This window comes from Providencia sp. PROV116 (assembly GCF_028482485.1).
In the GTDB taxonomy this organism is placed as follows: Bacteria; Pseudomonadota; Gammaproteobacteria; order Enterobacterales; family Enterobacteriaceae; genus Providencia; species Providencia rettgeri.
This window is the reverse complement of record NZ_JAMPQO010000019.1, coordinates 63,480-80,056: the sequence shown is the minus strand read 5'-3', so window position 1 is coordinate 80,056 and position 16,577 is coordinate 63,480. Positions and strand designations below refer to the sequence as shown.

General features: G+C 39.7%; 16 protein-coding genes. 6 read left to right on the top strand and 10 right to left on the bottom strand.

Annotated elements, in window-relative coordinates; all coding sequences use genetic code 11:
• Nucleotides 1-31 precede the first annotated feature (31 nt).
• Entirely contained in the window at nt 32-2,122 is a 2,091-nt protein-coding gene (locus tag PSE72_RS13655) for a hypothetical protein (protein WP_272690983.1), read from the top strand.
• A 69-nt stretch (nt 2,123-2,191) separates the two neighbouring features.
• Here PSE72_RS13655 and PSE72_RS13650 read toward each other — a convergent pair whose 3' ends face one another.
• Together PSE72_RS13650 and tctD are read right to left on the bottom strand one after the other, a co-directional pair.
• On the bottom strand, nt 2,192-3,622 hold the full coding sequence (locus tag PSE72_RS13650; protein WP_115167018.1) for a sensor histidine kinase: 1,431 nt from the start codon (nt 3,620-3,622) through the stop codon (nt 2,192-2,194).
• Nucleotides 3,619-4,287: a transcriptional regulator TctD gene (gene tctD / locus PSE72_RS13645; protein WP_115167017.1), complete on the bottom strand. Its 669-nt coding sequence runs from the start codon at nt 4,285-4,287 to the stop codon at nt 3,619-3,621. Before tctD ends, PSE72_RS13650 begins: the two co-directional genes overlap by 4 nt.
• A gap of 311 nt (nt 4,288-4,598) precedes the next feature.
• Here tctD and PSE72_RS13640 point away from each other — a divergent pair, with 311 nt between their 5' ends.
• Genes PSE72_RS13640 through PSE72_RS13630 form a run of 3 tightly spaced genes read left to right on the top strand, consistent with a single transcriptional unit; the run spans nt 4,599 to nt 7,533 of the window.
• Nucleotides 4,599-5,573 carry a Bug family tripartite tricarboxylate transporter substrate binding protein gene (locus PSE72_RS13640; protein WP_196718720.1) on the top strand — a complete coding sequence of 325 codons (975 nt, stop codon included), beginning with the start codon at nt 4,599-4,601 and terminating at the stop codon, nt 5,571-5,573.
• Nucleotides 5,574-5,584: 11 nt separating this feature from the next.
• Nucleotides 5,585-6,016 carry a tripartite tricarboxylate transporter TctB family protein gene (locus tag PSE72_RS13635; protein ID WP_109911536.1) on the top strand — a complete coding sequence of 144 codons (432 nt, stop codon included), beginning with the start codon at nt 5,585-5,587 and terminating at the stop codon, nt 6,014-6,016.
• 11 nt (nt 6,017-6,027) lie between these two features.
• Nucleotides 6,028-7,533, top strand: a complete 1,506-nt coding sequence (locus PSE72_RS13630; protein ID WP_198641548.1) for a tripartite tricarboxylate transporter permease — start codon at nt 6,028-6,030, stop codon at nt 7,531-7,533.
• Nucleotides 7,534-7,649: 116 nt separating this feature from the next.
• On the opposite strand, the gene PSE72_RS13625 is transcribed toward PSE72_RS13630, so the two are convergent.
• Complete coding sequence (locus tag PSE72_RS13625; protein ID WP_115167015.1) at nt 7,650-7,877, bottom strand: hypothetical protein; 228 nt, start codon at nt 7,875-7,877, stop codon at nt 7,650-7,652.
• Nucleotides 7,878-8,060: 183 nt separating this feature from the next.
• Here PSE72_RS13625 and PSE72_RS13620 point away from each other — a divergent pair, with 183 nt between their 5' ends.
• The gene (locus PSE72_RS13620; RefSeq protein ID WP_217007693.1) at nt 8,061-8,513 is read left to right on the top strand and encodes a hypothetical protein; all 453 of its coding nucleotides are present in this window, start codon (nt 8,061-8,063) and stop codon (nt 8,511-8,513) included.
• Nucleotides 8,514-8,546: 33 nt separating this feature from the next.
• Here the strand turns inward: PSE72_RS13620 and PSE72_RS13615 are convergent, their stop codons facing one another.
• Both PSE72_RS13615 and fabB read right to left on the bottom strand, forming a co-directional pair.
• A complete protein-coding gene (locus PSE72_RS13615; protein ID WP_115167013.1) occupies nt 8,547-9,383 on the bottom strand; it encodes a hypothetical protein in 837 nt (278 codons plus the stop codon).
• Nucleotides 9,384-9,542: 159 nt separating this feature from the next.
• On the bottom strand, nt 9,543-10,757 hold the full coding sequence (gene fabB, locus PSE72_RS13610) for a beta-ketoacyl-ACP synthase I (protein WP_115167012.1): 1,215 nt from the start codon (nt 10,755-10,757) through the stop codon (nt 9,543-9,545).
• 201 nt (nt 10,758-10,958) lie between these two features.
• Between fabB and mnmC the strand changes: the two genes are divergently transcribed.
• On the top strand, nt 10,959-12,998 hold the full coding sequence (gene mnmC / locus PSE72_RS13605) for a bifunctional tRNA (5-methylaminomethyl-2-thiouridine)(34)-methyltransferase MnmD/FAD-dependent 5-carboxymethylaminomethyl-2-thiouridine(34) oxidoreductase MnmC (RefSeq protein WP_115167011.1): 2,040 nt from the start codon (nt 10,959-10,961) through the stop codon (nt 12,996-12,998).
• Between the two features lie 4 nt (nt 12,999-13,002).
• Here mnmC and PSE72_RS13600 read toward each other — a convergent pair whose 3' ends face one another.
• From PSE72_RS13600 to aroC, 5 genes are all read right to left on the bottom strand, one after another.
• The gene (locus tag PSE72_RS13600; RefSeq protein WP_115167010.1) at nt 13,003-13,518 is read right to left on the bottom strand and encodes a GNAT family N-acetyltransferase; all 516 of its coding nucleotides are present in this window, start codon (nt 13,516-13,518) and stop codon (nt 13,003-13,005) included.
• A 72-nt stretch (nt 13,519-13,590) separates the two neighbouring features.
• Entirely contained in the window at nt 13,591-13,863 is a 273-nt protein-coding gene (locus PSE72_RS13595) for a YfcL family protein (RefSeq protein WP_004257217.1), read from the bottom strand.
• 28 nt (nt 13,864-13,891) lie between these two features.
• Nucleotides 13,892-14,440, bottom strand: a complete 549-nt coding sequence (locus PSE72_RS13590) for an elongation factor P hydroxylase (protein ID WP_125891342.1) — start codon at nt 14,438-14,440, stop codon at nt 13,892-13,894.
• A gap of 17 nt (nt 14,441-14,457) precedes the next feature.
• Entirely contained in the window at nt 14,458-15,261 is an 804-nt protein-coding gene (locus PSE72_RS13585) for a TSUP family transporter (protein ID WP_217007692.1), read from the bottom strand.
• Between the two features lie 177 nt (nt 15,262-15,438).
• Nucleotides 15,439-16,527, bottom strand: coding sequence for a chorismate synthase (aroC, locus tag PSE72_RS13580; RefSeq protein ID WP_109911529.1), 1,089 nt, complete (start codon nt 16,525-16,527; stop codon nt 15,439-15,441).
• Nucleotides 16,528-16,577 lie beyond the last annotated feature (50 nt).

Sequence of the window (16,577 nt, the reverse complement as noted above, 5' to 3'; positions counted from 1 at the left end):
TTTCAATAATCATTAACATGGAGTGTTTACTATGAGTTCAAAACAAAATTTCACCTTTAGCAAAAAAACAAAGTCACAATCTGATATAAATGAGTTCAATTTGAGCAATAGAACTAATTATTCTAAAACTCTATCTATTAGTAATAAACCCTCTATCAGTACACTTTTTTTAGAAAAAACAATCTATAATGTAAAAAAAAATCTAGAGGAAAATAATCATCTTATTAATACGCTATTTAGTAAAATTGGGATGCTAAAAAATAATGTTAAATTTTTTGGTCCCGAATGGAATAGGCTTCAAGCTATAGAACTCGAGCTTATCGACCAAATTGATAAACAAGAAAAAAACATCAATAAGTTACAAGAATTACATAATAAAAACAGAAAAATACCGATGGATGATATAACTCAGCAATTTCCATTGATTGATGAAAGAGCCATTCTAAATTTAATTAGCCAATATAACACAGAGTTATCAGAGTTATCAGAGTTATCAGAGTTATCAGAGTTATCAGAGTTATCAGAGTTAAAAAATAATACCAATCAATTTTTTGCCCCCAAAAAAATAACGTCTTATCAAGATATTATTACTCAAGACGCTATAGGTGATGAATTAAAGAAATTTAACGCCAATTTAAACGACAGCTATCATTTATCCAAACAGTATGTAAATGACACATTTTCTACGGTAAGAAACAGATTACTTGTGATAGAAGAAACATATCATACTGAAATAGCAATAAACTTGTTGAATAATAAAATAAAGAAAAAAAAGAATGAGGTCGATACATTACTAAACAACCTTAATAACGATGTATTAAATTTACATAATGACGAAAATACCACTAGCAATATAACAAAATGTCTCTTAGAGTTTAAAAAATATAGCTTGAAAGTGGAACATTTAAATTCATACATAAAAAAAACTGAAAATCTAGAATATTTAGAGGATGTTCAAAAGCATTTCGACCAACATAAAGTGATTGACACCAATAACCTTGCGATAGAAAAAGACAGCAAAGAATTTATCATAATCAATGAATTATCAAACTCACACCATAAATTAAACGCATTAATATCCCAATCTAAATCAAAATTTAAAAATCAAACATTACCCTCTGAAATAACATTCCCATTCACCTCAAAAGATAGAGTTAACTACCTACAAAATATTGAAAGTAGATTCGATAAATTATTCAATCTCATTTACCAACAGATAAAAATAGAACTAAAAAATGAAGAAAAATTATATTCAGGACAATCTAGCTACTTGACTAAAATTATTCAATTAAAAAATGATATTTCTGCCATGGAAGAAGAGTTATCTAATTATATCCTTGAGAACACAACGCTTACAAATAAGAATAATATCCAGAAGAACCTTGATGAATTAACAACTCAGTTTTCTGATGAGTTAATCAAAACAAAGATATTACTGAAATTTGTTAATTTAGAATTAAAAAATACTCTGCAGTTATCTTCCTCCTCACATGCAATGAACGCTACCTACAATGGTTTAGATGAAATAAACTCCAATATATATATGTTAGCTGTAGAGAAAAAACTACTGAAAAATGAAATCCGTAGGTCAATTTCTAATATTCACATGCAGGTACCGCCTAAATCAACAGCCTCCCCTATCAGTGAAGAGGCATACATTAAATCAATTCAAAATAGAATGCATACTGTATTACGCTTAATTGAGCTAAAAGAACAATTAGTTGAAACATATAAATTTCAGAAATTGACTGAACTACCAGAATATATTAATAATCTATATTCAGTAGAAAAACAAATATCCAACGTGAAAACAGATATCTCTCTGTATATTAATGAACATTCAGAAAATAAAGGCACCAATTCCATTTTTTCAGATATTACTCCCTTGCTGACAGAAATCAGCAATAAAAAAACAAAAATCATATCGATCGAAAAGATGATTGGCGAAAAATTAGCTAAAACAAATGCAGATTTTATTAATATAGATGAAAATGATAAAGATCTCGCGTCATTATTATCGTCTATCATGGCAGAATTTCAGCAAGACACGATGGCGAATGAGATAAACTACCAACCATCACATAACAATCCAGCCACCATCTTCACTATGTTACGTGAATAAACAGCGTTAATATCTATTACTTGAAATTTTTCTATAGAAGTCACTTATTAACCTATTAATAGGTGATTTCTATAACAATGGTGCTTGGCTTGCTTTAAATGCAATTCTAACCAACAATCCATTAAGTAACTCACTTTTTAATAACTGTGGTTCAGAACCATGATAGCTGGCAATATCTTTCACTAAAGCGAGGCCTAGCCCTGCACCTTCCTTTCCTAACGCGTTATTTAATCGAGTAAAGGCCTCCATAGAACGGCTAATTTTAGCGTCTGGGATCCCAGGACCTGAATCTTCTACCTCCAAAACCCAATGAAGATGGTCATCACTGCTGACCACACGAACGGTCACCACCCCATTTGCAGGGGTATATTTAATAGCATTATCAATTAAATTTGCACACATCTCTGCTAATAAAATAGGCTCGCCTTTTATCCATGCCGTTTCCGCACCTTCATAACCTAAATCAATATGTTGACTTTCTGCTTGGGGTAATCGAGTGAAACAGGCTTGGTGAACAATATCCACCAAATTGATAGCACGATACTGTGTAATGGCTTCTTTTTCATGGGCTTTTAAACGTGATAACTGCAAAAGCCTATCCGTCAAATTGATCGTGTTATCAAGAGTTTTATCGATGGCTTGTAAACTCTGTTGCCGTTGGATTTCATCCGGACTATTAATTGCAACAGAAACCTGTGTTTTGAGGACAGTTAGCGGTGTTTTAAGCTGATGAGAGGCATCCGCACTAAAGCGTTCTTGCCGTCGAACCATCCGCTTTAGGCGGGAAATATAGCGGTTTAATGCATCAATTAATGGTGATAAATCAGACCACGGCAGTAAATCAGGCAAAGGGGTTAAATCATTAGCGGAACGGCTTAACATTAAATGGGACAATTTTTTTAGCGGTGCCAATAACTTACTAAGTAAAATATAGGCAAGTACCAAAGTTAAAAACACCACAGTACCTTGGCTCATCAGGGCAGAAATTAATAATTGATTAGCGAGATCTTGTCGCGAATAGACCGTTTCCGCCACACGGATTTCAACCATCCCAGTGATACCGCCTTCATTAATGGGTTGATAAAATGCAGCAATACGGATAGGCAAGCCTTTGTACTGCGCATCATAAAAATAAACTAACGCAGTATAATGCTGTGAGCGCATCCAATACGGGGGGATCGGCGGTAAGTCATCATAACCAGAAATAGTTTCACCGTCCGGGGAAATAACTTGATAAAAAATTCGGTCATTATTATTCAGCTCGAAGCTATCAAGCACGACATAAGGCACACTGACTGAGAGGTGCCCATCGACCACTTGCAAACGCTCCGCGACGGTTCGAGCTGAAGCTAATAATGTGCGGTCATAGGCTAAGTTTGCGGCATTTTTTGCACTGTAGTAGTGCGTATACACCGAAAAACTCCCCAATAAAATGAGGGGGATACCGAAAAAGAGCAGCAACTGATGAAAGAGAGAGCGTGGATGAGAGACTAATTTCATACACTACACTGCTCTAATCGGTATCCCAATCCGCGTAAGGTACTGATGTTAACATCCGAACCGGCAAGTTTTTTTCTAACACGGTGAACATATAACTCAATACTTTGTAAATTGGCTTCATCTGACAACGAAAACACCTGTTCAAATAATTGCATTTTAGAAACAGGGCGCCCTCGTCGATGAAATAAGGTGTTTAACACCGCATATTCTCTTGGCGTCAAGCCAAGTGGTTCTTGTCCTAATAGGAAATAACCGTCCTCATGGTAACTAAGCAAACCAAACTGTTGTGATTCATTCACTTGCCCTTGACTACGTCGCAATAAAGCGCGAAGACGTGCTTCTAATTCCTCAATATCAAAAGGTTTAGTCAGGTAGTCATCAGCCCCTGCATTTAGCCCTTGAACTCGGTCGGCCACGTCTGAATTCGCCGTTAATAACAAGACTGGGGTTTCTTGATGACGTTTGCGCATTTGCGCTAATACCTCAAGCCCACTCATTCTCGGAAGTGATACATCTAACACGACTAATTCATAGTGCTCAGTTTGTAATAGCTGGTCTGCTATCGCGCCATCACTAGCAACATCAACTGCAAACCCAGATGACGACAAAGCCTTCTGTAACCATAATGACAATTCGTCATGATCTTCAACCAATAAAATTCTCATTCCGCATACTCATTATAATTATTTATCAGTATACGTTGGCATTCCATTGAATGAATGGAAAGCAAATGTGCGCATATTTACTGTGTCCATCACAACTATTGTTAATAAACACTATTAACGTGATTAATTTAACATTAAGTTAACATAACAAAAAAGCAAAAATACAAAACAATCTGATATATATCACATAAAAATAATAATATTTGTTAATGAAAGGTAAATGAAAGCTTCGTCGGTCAATGATGCCATACCAACACAACAAGAAGTAAACAATATATACCTCTAATTATTGTCTTAGTAAGGAAAAAAGAATGAAAAAATTCACACAGAAGGCCTTAGCAACAGCAATATTTTTAGTTGGCATCAACCAAGCAAATGCCCTACCTGAACGAACAGAATGTATTGCCCCCGCCAAACCCGGCGGTGGTTTTGATTTAACCTGTAAATTAGTCCAAGTTTCCCTATTAGAAACCAAAGAAATCGAAAAACCAATGCGAGTGACCTACATGCCTGGCGGTATTGGCGCGGTCGCTTATAACGCCATAGTCGCTCAACGCCCTGCTGAACCCGGCACCATTGTTGCTTTCTCCGGCGGTTCTTTACTCAATCTTGCTCAAGGTAAGTTTGGTCGCTATAACGAAAACGATGTGCGTTGGCTGGCTAGTGTAGGAAGCGATTACGGTATGATTGCCGTGCGTGCAGATTCACCTTATAAGACTCTGAAAGATTTAATGGATACCTTCAAAAAGGATCCGAACAGCATCGTCTTTGGTGCTGGAGGGTCGATTGGTAGCCAAGATTGGATGAAAACGGCCTTGTTAGCCAAAGCCATTGATATTGACCCTCGCAAAATGCGTTACGTAGCTTTTGAAGGGGGCGGTGAAACCTTAACGGCACTACTGGGCAACCATATTCAAGTCCTTTCAGGGGATATCAGCGAAATGACGCCATATATCAATGAAGGTAAAATTCGTATCCTTGCTGTCTACTCAGATAAACGCCTTGAAGATGGTTTATCTGACATCCCAACAGCCAAAGAACAAGGCTATGACATTGTCTGGCCAATCATCCGCGGCTTCTATATGGGCCCCAAAGTGTCTGATGCCGATTATAACCAATGGGTTGAAGCCTTCCAAAAACTGCAACAAACCGACGAATTCAAAAAACAACGCGAACTCCGCGGCTTATTTGAATACAACTTAACCGGGCAAGAACTCGATAGTTATGTCAAAAAAGAAATCGAGCAATACCGTGAACAAGCCCGTGCCTTCGGTTTAGCCAAATAATGGGGTGAACGATGAGCCAACGCATATTTGCCATAGTTTGGCTAATACTGTGTGCTATCGGAATTTATATTGGTTGGGGGATCCAGAGTGAGTTTAGTTATGAACCACTGGGCCCCCGCCCTTTTCCGGTTGTCATACTCTCTTTAATGGCGCTTTGTGCCCTTGCCTTATTATTTGGCAAGCAAGAAGCCGTTGAGTGGCCAAAACCCTATGTATTACGTCGTTTAGTTTTATTAGTCGTTGCACTTGTTATCTATGCATGGGCTTTTGAATGGTTGGGGTTCCCGATTGCCACCAGTTTGCTCACCATTAGTATTGCCCTGCTATTTGGCGCAACACCTATCGCCGCGGTTATTTCCGGCCCCGTCTTAGGTATCTTTCTATTCTATGCCTTTGATAAATGGCTAGATGTAACCTTACCTATTGGTAGCTTGCTTAATTAAGGAACGAAATCATGGAAACTTGGATGTACCTATCACAAGGTTTTGAGGTTGCTCTTGTTCCTCAAAATATCTTGATCGCCTTAATTGGCTGTTTTATCGGTACTATCGTTGGGATGCTTCCCGGCCTCGGCCCAATTAATGGTGTCGCTATTTTGCTACCGCTGGCCTTTGCACTTAAATTACCGGCCGAGTCTGCATTAATCTTACTCGCCACGGTTTATTTAGGTTGTGAATATGGTGGACGTATCTCATCCATATTACTCAATGTCCCTGGTGATGCCGCTGCAATCATGACCACGCTAGATGGTTACCCAATGGCAAAACAAGGTAAAGGTGGTGTTGCACTGTCAATTTCTGCGGTGAGTTCATTCATTGGCTCAACGATTGCGATTGTGGGTATTATTTTATTTGCTCCTTTATTAGCGCAATGGTCTTTGGCTTTCGGGCCTGCTGAGTATTTCGCTTTGATGGTTTTTGCTATTGCCTGTTTGGGCAGTATGATGAGCCAAAACCCAATCAAATCACTATTGGCGGCATTAATTGGCTTATCACTTGCTACTGTGGGCGTAGATGCCAACTCTGGGGAATATCGTTTTACCTTTGATAGCGTACATTTATCGGATGGCGTGCAATTTATCGTCGTGGTTATTGGTTTGTTCTCTGTTAGCGAAATTTTATTGATGCTCGAAGGCACGGCAACAGGACAAGGGCTGATCCGTAAAACAGGCAGAATGCTGTTTAATCGCAAAGAGGCCAAAGCGTGTGCTGGCCCTGCTTTACGCTCCTCTTTTATTGGGTTCTTTGTTGGCGTCTTACCAGGTGCCGGCGCCACCATTGCCAGTGCCATAACCTATATGACTGAAAAGAAAATCAGTGGCGAAAAAGGCGATTTTGGTAATGGCGATGTTCGCGGTGTCGCTGCACCAGAAGCAGCCAATAATGCCTCTGCCTGTGGCTCATTTATCCCAATGTTAACCCTTGGCGTTCCGGGGTCGGGGACAACTGCAGTAATGATGGGGGCGCTAACGCTCTATAATATCACCCCAGGCCCAGGTATGTTTACTGAGCAACCTGATATTGTGTGGGGGTTAATTGCGGCTTTGTTAATTGCTAACGTAGTTCTACTCATCATGAATATTCCATTAATTGGCTTATTCACACGGATGCTAACGGTTCCATTATGGTTTTTAGTCCCTGCTATTGCTTGCATTTCTGCTGTCGGGGTATATGCCGTTCACAGTACGACATTTGATTTGTTACTCATGATGGGGCTTGGCGTATTTGGGTTTATTCTACGAAAAATGAACTTCCCATTGTCGCCATTAATCTTAGGGTTTGTATTAGGTGAAATGCTAGAACAAAACTTACGCCGTTCATTATCCATCAGTAATGGAAATTTCGATATTCTTTGGAGCAGTACGATTTCTCAAAGTTTATTAACACTGGCGGTATTAGTACTAATTCTTCCGCCTATTGTAAAACGCATTCGTAAACGTAAACATTCCACTATTTCATAATTCACGGTTGTTCATACGATATCTGTTGTTCATACAATCTCTGTAAAACTTTGCCCCAGTGTGATTTTGGGGCATTTTTTATTAATAAATAGGGAGCTTTATATAACTTAATAAAACTACTGATTTATCATGAGTCCTGCGCCATAATAGACATGTTTTGATTGCAAACTAGTGGTTGTGTTCGTTCTCTTTTGGTCATAACTATGCAGTGGAAATATTTTTTCAGTATTATGTATTTTACTAATCATCCCACTAAATTTACTGCGGATATAACGAGATAATGCCTTGCCTAAAATTTTAAAATCCTGCATCCAAATAGCCGCATGAAACCTTGTTACACTCATATAATTTCCTCTATTCAACTAAAAATTGAGCTAATATCATGTCACTGTTTTGGATAAAAAAATTTAATAAAATGATGTATATTCACTCAGTCATTAATAAATCATTGATTAAGATAATGACGATATATTGAATAGCGTCAATCAATTATTTTAGTCATCTCATTTATTAAAACATAAAACACAATGTTCGATAGATTACTTTTCGCCCTTTTTAATATCCAGCCGAAACCGTTAGCGTATACGCGTACCATTGATGTCTATGGCGACCGTTACACCATTCATAGCCAAAAACCCGTAACTATCACGGAAAAAGACAGCGGTTATATCCAAATAAAAGCGCTGGGTAAAATGCATATTTTTTGTGGTAAAATGCTGCATATCAGCGTAAAGAAAAATACCACTTTGGTGACTATTGGTTGGTCGAAAGGCAAAAGTCAAATATTTGAAGTGCGTAAAAATGTGAAAGAAACTGCATATCGAGTGAATTCAAATAATTCGAGTTCAAGCTACACGCCCCCTTATTATGACAGCGCATCCAGTGATGATAACCACCGCTCAAGTAGCCATTATTGTTCTAATGATAACTCAAGTTCTGATTGTTCATCATCCGATTCAGGGGGAAGTGATGGAGATTAGTTAATTTAGTTAAACAGCCTGGTTACCAGTATATTACTTATCTTCTAGCACCATATTAATGTCACGATATTGCTTCGAAAAATATTTTTTAATCTCTCTGTTTTTTTCAAAATAATCCTTTCTTCCAGCATATGCTTTCGCAAGCATCTTAAATGCTGCTTGTTTAATCCCAAGATATTTATTGTCAATTGTCGATATTGAACTAAAAACATTTTTATAATTGGTGCTATCACTACCAAATAGGCTATTCATAACAGTATCACTCAAATTATCATAATCAATATCTAGAGTTATTTTAGCCCCCTTTAAATTAGCATTGGTAAAGTTGTAATCAACATCTACCTTAACTGGGATTTTAATCTGTGTATTTTCAGCTATTGCATCAGAAAAATTCGCTCTTAGCAAAGGCATGTTGTTGCTTGTATCCACAACTGTGTTCGATAGATTTGAACCTGAAAAATCAATATTTGTACTACTAATATGAATAGGTCCATCATAGGTACTATTAAGTAAAAGTTTTGACATATCCTCAGCAGTTATTATTTTATTCGAATAATCATAGTATGCTGCAAACCTATCTAGTTTATGTCCTGATTTAATTTGTATTAGGGGACTACTGTTCAACTCTTTGGTATTTGATTTTTCTGTATTAATACTTATAAAGCTATTTATAATATTAATTTTCTTTGTAATTTTCTCTTTATTTTCCGATTTAATATCCCACCCATACTGACTGTATGTATTATTTATTTTAGAAATTGCCATGCTAAGTAAAATTTTCTTATTGGCTTCAGATGGATTTTTCTTATAGACTTCAAGCATCTTGGTAGAACTATTGTTGAGTTTATAAATGAGAGTTTTAATACCCATAACTTATTCCTATATCAATTAACTTTATTTATTTGATATATACTCCCATATTAAACATATTAATTATTTAATAAAACAACGATGAAATGCTCAATTACTTTCACATAAAAAAACGAGAACCGAAGTTCTCGTTTATTCAATTAGTTAATCTGATACAAATTATGCTTTGTATTTGCTCATCACTAATGTGGCGTTAGTTCCACCGAAACCGAAACTGTTAGACATGACTGTTTCCAGCGCTTGCTCCGTTGGTTTAGTCACGATATTCAGGCCCGCTGCTTTCTCATCTAGATTTTCGACGTTAATGCTTGGTGCAATAAAGCTGTGTTCTAACATCAGCAAGCTGTAAATTGCTTCGTGGACACCCGCAGCACCTAATGAGTGACCGCTCATCGCTTTCGTTGCAGAAATTGCAGGAGAGTTAGCACCAAACACTTCTTGGATAGCTTCTAACTCTTTGGTGTCACCCACTGGCGTTGATGTACCGTGTGTATTGATATAATCAATTTTATCGACACCTTGCATTGCCATTTGCATACAGCGCACAGCACCTTCACCTGATGGCGCAACCATGTCTGCACCGTCAGATGTAGCACCGTAGCCCACAATTTCAGCATAGATATGCGCACCACGTGCTAAAGCATGCTCTAACTCTTCAACGACGACGATACCGCCGCCACCCGCGATAACGAAACCATCACGGTCTTTATCGTAAGTTCTTGATGCTTTGTCTGGAGTTTCATTGTATTTAGTCGACAATGCGCCCATCGCATCAAACTCACAGGTCATTTCCCAGCTCAGTTCTTCACCGCCACCAGCAAAAACCACATCCTGTTTGCCTAATTGGATCAATTCAACGGCATGGCCGATACAGTGCGCTGATGTTGAACAAGCAGAACTGATTGAGTAGTTTACACCTTTGATTTTAAACGGTGTTGCTAAACAAGCAGAAATACCCGATGCCATTGCACGAGTCACCATATATGGGCCCACACCACGTAAACCTTTGGCACGCATACCGTCAGAACCCGCAACTTGGTTACGTGGAGAACCACCACCGGAACCAACAACGATACCTGTACGTAAATTTGAAACTTGTTCTTCTGTTAAACCTGAATCCGCAATCGCTTGTTCCATTGATAAATAAGCATAGGCGGAGCAATCACTCATAAAACGGAAAATTTTACGGTCGATTAAGTCTTTCGGGTCTAAATTTTTGACATTACCCCAGACATGGCTACGTAGCCCTGCCTCTTTGAATTCTTCTGAGAAAGTGATCCCGGAACGACCTTCCTTCAGAGAAGCCAGTACTTCTTTCTGGTTATTACCAAGGCTGGAAACAATACCTAGACCAGTGATGACTGCACGCTTCATTCGTTACCTCATGACTATAATTATATGATTGCGGGATTACAGGTTGTCACTTTAGCTTACACTTGTACGCTGAACAAGTCCGATCAGGGTAAATATTTGTATTTTTTTCTTTGTGACGCGAATAAGACTTTTTTATGACGGTAGCCTTACACCGATATCAGCGGTAAAATTTAGGAATGATATAAACAATGTAGGCTTATCGTGAAAAAGAACGCTGTACAAACCGCACGCCTGAGCTGGAATGACGAAGGCACTCCTATGTCTGAACAGTTTGCAGATATCTATTTTTCTAACCAAAATGGTTTAGAAGAAGCTCGCCATGTGTTTTTGCAAGGAAATCATTTTCCTGACCGCTTTGCGACGCACCCTTTTACAACCTGTGTGATTGCCGAAACAGGGTTTGGTACGGGGTTGAATTTTTTAGCATTGTGGCAATCTTTTAATCAGTTTAAAGCCGAAAACCCAAACGCAAGATTACAGCAATTACATTTCATCAGTTTCGAAAAATACCCTTTAACAAAAACAGATTTAATCGCTGCACATCGCTGCTGGCCTGAACTTGCTGGCTTATCGCAAATCCTTTGTGAAAGTTGGCCGCAAGCCTTACCGGGTAATCAGCGGATCATTTTAGAAAATGGCCATATCATATTAGATTTATGGTTTGGCGATGTTAATGAGCAAATATCTTTACTAAAAAGCAACTTAAACAATAAGATAGATGCTTGGTTTTTAGATGGTTTCGCACCATCAAAGAATCCCGAAATGTGGAGTGAACAGCTGTTCACTAACATGGCAACATTAGCTCGCCTTAATGGGACTTTTGCGACATTTACCGTGGCAGGTGCGGTCAAGAGAGGCCTGCAACAAGCGGGTTTTACCCTTAAAAAAGTCAAAGGCTTTGGTAACAAGCGAGAAATGTTAACTGGAGTATTAGCTGAAAAAGAAATTGATATCCCAACCCCTTGGTTCGCAAGACGAAAAGCAGACAACCCAACGGATGTTGCCATCATTGGCGGTGGGCTCGCCAGTTTAACGGCAGCCTACGCTCTTCATAAGCGCGGTGCTAAAGTCACTTTATACTGCCAAGATGCCCAAGTTGCACAAAATGCTTCAGGCAATCGCCAAGGGGCTATTTACCCCTTACTCACAGGCAATAACGATCCACTTGAGCGCTTTTTTGTCAGCGCTTTCCCTTTTGCTTCTCGTTTTTACCATCAATTGGCGAAACAGGGGATCGCATTTGAAGGGCAATGGTGCGGTGTCAGCCAATTAGCGTATAACGACAAAGTAGCTCGTAAAATAGCGGGAATGTTAGAAACCGAGTGGCCTGACGATTTTGCTATTGGTAAAAAACGTCGACAACTGAGTGATATTTGTGGCGTTGATGTCAACCATGATGGCATTCATTATGCGTCTGGAGGATGGCTTTGCCCTGCCCAATTTTGTGAGAGTTTGCTGCAATATTTGCAGCAAAAAGGCGTTACCTTCTGTTTTGAACATAATGTGGTGGAATTAAAACAAACTGAGCAAGATTGGCAATTATCGATTAAAACAACATCACAAAAAGAGCTAACACGTGTTCACTCAACTGTCATTATTGCCAATGGGCACAAACTGCGCCAATTTGCTCAAACCTTCAATTTACCTATCTCACCTGTGCGTGGGCAAGTGAGCCACATTCCTACCAATCACACCCTACAACAATTGAAAAATGTTCTGTGTTTTGAAGGATATTTAACCCCTGCCGATGCCTCCGGTACACAACATTGCTTAGGTGCTAGCTACCAACGTGAGCGACTCGATTTAGATTATAGCGAGGAAGAGCAACAAGGAAACCGCCAAAAACTGATTGATAACCTACCTGATGTAACTTGGCCTAGGGATATCGACATCTCGCAACAACATTCACGCCAAGGTATTCGTTGTGTTATTCGCGACCACTTTCCCTTATTAGGCAATGTGCCTGATTTTGAACAACATCTGGCGCATTACCATGATTTACCCAGCAAAATTGCCAAAGAGCAGCCTATTGCACTAGCGCCTGTGCACCCAAATTTATTTATTTTTGGGGCATTAGGGTCAAGAGGGTTATCCACTGCCCCCCTTTGTGCGGAATTGCTGGCTGCTCAAATTTTTGGGCAAATACTCCCGCTCGACGATGAAACCCTTGCAGAATTGAACCCAAACCGTTTTTGGGTAAGGAAATTATTATTAGGTCGCCCTATTAAACTCCCTTATTAATACCTTATGTTAATGAGATAGCCATTGCACAACGGTCTTCAGCGGCAAACCCCGCCTCGACTTCAGACTGTAAAATAGCCTGTAACTCGGTGGTTAACTCATTAATTGCAAGAATTTTAAAACCTAAGCGTTGGTAATAAGGTGCATTCCAAGGCACATCACGGCAAGTGGTCAATGTCACTACCGTGATATTCCGTGCCAAAGCGGCATCAAGAACCTGCTTAATCAGCTTTTTACCCCAACCCTGCCCTTGCCATTGCTGGCAGACAGAAACCTCACAAATATGTAGGCTAGTATGATGATCTTCAGCATTGATAAAACCAATTGGTTCATCGCAATCATTCACCGCAACCCATTCTAATTGCTCGGAAATAAAATCGAGGTGGTCTTGCTCTGTTTGCCCATCACCTTCGGCAAGCCATTGATATTTTTCGATACTCGTGAATGCCTGCCCTGCAGAAATTTCCACGGCAGGAAGATGTTTGGCATCGAAGGGGGTTGCTAAACGAATATTCGCCATAATTTTTACTCACAACAAAATTTAGCTAACAAAAAAGCGGGTTTCCCCGCTTTCAATGTATAACATTACAAATTAAATTGCGTTATTTAATAAGTTTTTCCACATATCTAATACCAGTACTTGGTCTGGTGGTGTCAATTCGCCAGCTTTGATGGCATTTTGAATACTGACTTCGACACGTTGATATAATGCTTCAGAGCTAGTTTCGTTTTCTTCTTCCAGCTCAGCTACAGCAAGGGTTAAGTGACCACGCAAATAGCCGCCAGCGAAGAGTTCATCATCACTCGCGTGCTCAACCATATCATCAATCTTCGTTAGTATGCGTGTTTCTAAATCCGCAAGCATGCTTAATCCTTACTTAAATGTGTGTTCATTAGGCAAAAATATCTTCCGGATAAGGAAAAGCTTCTGCACAAAGAGGTGGCGTATTGTAAAACAATTGTAACGCATTAATAAAGCGTAATGGGCGTTCAGGGATACCATTTTCTAAATAAAGCATCACTTGCGCATGAACTTTGCGCATAAACGCAATGCGATCAGGCTCAAAATCTCCTTCTAAGTTGTCACAGCTGACATTAAATGGAATGCCAACGGCAACACAAAACAGCCAGTCTAGCGCTTGAGGTTTGATCTCCACCACTTCAAATTCACACTGTGTTTTTTCATCTCGACCATCAGGGCAATACCAATAGCCGTAATCGACTTGCTGGCGCCTTGCTTCCCCTGCGATACACCAATGTGAGATTTCATGCAGACCACTAGTGAAAAAACCGTGTGCAAATACGATACGATGATAAGGCACAGCCTCATCAGCAGGTAAATAAATGGGTTCATCATCCCCTTTTACCAGCCTGGTGTTATATGTCACACCAAAACATTCATCAAAGATATTGATTAGATCCTGATAATTATGTGTACTCATGAATAATTTAAATCATCTTAAAATAATGAGAGAAACCAAGCTTTAATCACGTCACCATGGCTATCATTGAGTAATTTAATACTCATCAGTAACGAAATCACCACGATCATTGGCCTGATCAGTTTTTGTCCTTTGGTTAAGACCAAACGCGCACCTAAACGAGCGCCAACCATTTGGCCGATTAGCATAACAAAACCTAAGGCCCAAAGAACATGACCCCCGATAATAAAGAACACTAAAGAGCCAAAATTAGAGGCAAAATTAAGTAACTTCGCGTGGGCGGTGGCTTTAGCAAGATTATAGCCGAGCAGCAGAACATAGCCTAACGCCAAAAATGAACCGGTTCCGGGGCCAAATGCACCATCATAAAAACCCAGTGTCATCCCAATTGCCACCCCGAAAAATGGCATGCTGATACGTTGTTGGCGGTCTTGCACACCGATTGATGGCGTTAATAAAAAGTATAAACCGACACAAATCACCAAGATAGGCAACAGTTGTTTTAAGAACGCGGTATCAATCATTTGAATGACAATCGCACCCAACATGGCACCAATCATGGTCATAATGAACGGAAACAATTGTTCTCGTAAATCTATAGCTTTGCGCCTGACAAAATAGAGTGTTGAAGAAAACGAACCGCCAACAGCTTGCAATTTATTGGTTGCTAACGCTTCAACTGGTGTGATTCCCACGGATAACAGAGCTGGGATCGTTAATAGCCCACCACCACCCGCGATGGAGTCAATAAACCCTGCAAATAGCGCAACAAAGAAGAGTAAAGCGTAAACTTCAGGAGCAACGGCTGTTAGCCAATCCATTTTACTATCCAAAGAGAAGAAATATCATGATGTTGATGTGAATATATCGCCAAACAGCTTTGGTAATATCACAACCTAGATGAGGTATTTTTAGGAGGCTTCATCCGAACCTTCATCATCAACAAAGCGACCTACTAGGCCGCTTTGTTGTCACTACATAAAACACAGTAAAACCGATTATTCAAACGGTTTCATTGCTGGCGTTACATCCGAGCACTGACCACGATGACGTAAATAGTGGTCCATTAGAACAATCGCCATCATTGCTTCTGCTATCGGCACTGCACGAATTCCCACACAAGGGTCATGACGCCCTTTGGTGATCATTTCAACTTCTTCGCCATCACGGTTGAGTGTTTTACCTGAAACGGTAATACTGGATGTCGGTTTTAACGCAATATGCGCAATAATAGGCTGGCTACTGCTAATACCGCCTAAGATACCGCCTGCATGGTTTGATGTGAAACCATTACGGGTAATTTCATCACGGTTTTCACTGCCTTTGAGCGCAATAACACCGAAGCCATCACCAATTTCCACACCTTTCACTGCGTTAATACTCATCAACGCGTGAGCGAGATCGGCATCTAAACGGTCAAATACCGGCTCACCTAAGCCCGCAGGCACATGCTCTGCAATAACGGTAATTTTAGCGCCAATCGAATCACCTTCTTTCTTTAAACCGCGCAATAACTCGTCAAGAGCCTCTAATTTGCTAGGATCTGGACAAAAGAATGGATTTTCTTCGACAATTGACCAGTCTTTAATTTCACATGCGACTGATCCCATTTGTGTTAAGCATCCATGAATTTGCACGCCAAGCTTTTCTTGTAAATACTTTTTCGCAATCGCACCTGCTGCAACACGCATTGCCGTTTCACGTGCTGATGAGCGACCACCACCACGATAATCACGCTGACCATACTTTTGTTCATATGTGTAATCTGCATGGCCGGGCCTAAACACGTCTTTGATTGCACCATAATCTTGCGAACGTTGGTCAGTGTTTTCAATGAGTAAGCCAATGCTAGTTCCGGTTGTCACACCATTAAAGACACCCGATAAAATCTTCACTTGATCAGGTTCACGGCGCGCAGTCGTATAACGTGATGTTCCCGGGCGACGACGGTCTAAATCTTTTTGTAAATCGGCTTCTGTCAATGCTAAACCTGGGGGAACCCCATCGACGATGCAACCTAATGCAATGCCATGTGACTCGCCAAATGTGGTCACACGAAACAGTTGCCCAATTGAATTTCCTGCCATCGGAGTTTCCTATTCTAAGCCATTCTTGTTTTATCAAGAATTTTGGTTGT

Bases quoted from the DNA above. Each gene is read 5' to 3' on its own strand.
- PSE72_RS13655 (WP_272690983.1), top strand. From the start codon at position 32: ATGAGTTCAAAACAAAATTTCACCTTTAGCAAAAAAACAAAGTCACAA.
- PSE72_RS13650 (WP_115167018.1), bottom strand. From the start codon at position 3,622: ATGAAATTAGTCTCTCATCCACGCTCTCTCTTTCATCAGTTGCTGCTC.
- tctD (WP_115167017.1), bottom strand. From the start codon at position 4,287: ATGAGAATTTTATTGGTTGAAGATCATGACGAATTGTCATTATGGTTA.
- PSE72_RS13640 (WP_196718720.1), top strand. From the start codon at position 4,599: ATGAAAAAATTCACACAGAAGGCCTTAGCAACAGCAATATTTTTAGTT.
- PSE72_RS13635 (WP_109911536.1), top strand. From the start codon at position 5,585: ATGAGCCAACGCATATTTGCCATAGTTTGGCTAATACTGTGTGCTATC.
- PSE72_RS13630 (WP_198641548.1), top strand. From the start codon at position 6,028: ATGGAAACTTGGATGTACCTATCACAAGGTTTTGAGGTTGCTCTTGTT.
- PSE72_RS13625 (WP_115167015.1), bottom strand. From the start codon at position 7,877: ATGAGTGTAACAAGGTTTCATGCGGCTATTTGGATGCAGGATTTTAAA.
- PSE72_RS13620 (WP_217007693.1), top strand. From the start codon at position 8,061: ATGTTCGATAGATTACTTTTCGCCCTTTTTAATATCCAGCCGAAACCG.
- PSE72_RS13615 (WP_115167013.1), bottom strand. From the start codon at position 9,383: ATGGGTATTAAAACTCTCATTTATAAACTCAACAATAGTTCTACCAAG.
- fabB (WP_115167012.1), bottom strand. From the start codon at position 10,757: ATGAAGCGTGCAGTCATCACTGGTCTAGGTATTGTTTCCAGCCTTGGT.
- PSE72_RS13600 (WP_115167010.1), bottom strand. From the start codon at position 13,518: ATGGCGAATATTCGTTTAGCAACCCCCTTCGATGCCAAACATCTTCCT.
- PSE72_RS13595 (WP_004257217.1), bottom strand. From the start codon at position 13,863: ATGCTTGCGGATTTAGAAACACGCATACTAACGAAGATTGATGATATG.
- PSE72_RS13590 (WP_125891342.1), bottom strand. From the start codon at position 14,440: ATGAGTACACATAATTATCAGGATCTAATCAATATCTTTGATGAATGT.
- PSE72_RS13585 (WP_217007692.1), bottom strand. From the start codon at position 15,261: ATGGATTGGCTAACAGCCGTTGCTCCTGAAGTTTACGCTTTACTCTTC.
- aroC (WP_109911529.1), bottom strand. From the start codon at position 16,527: ATGGCAGGAAATTCAATTGGGCAACTGTTTCGTGTGACCACATTTGGC.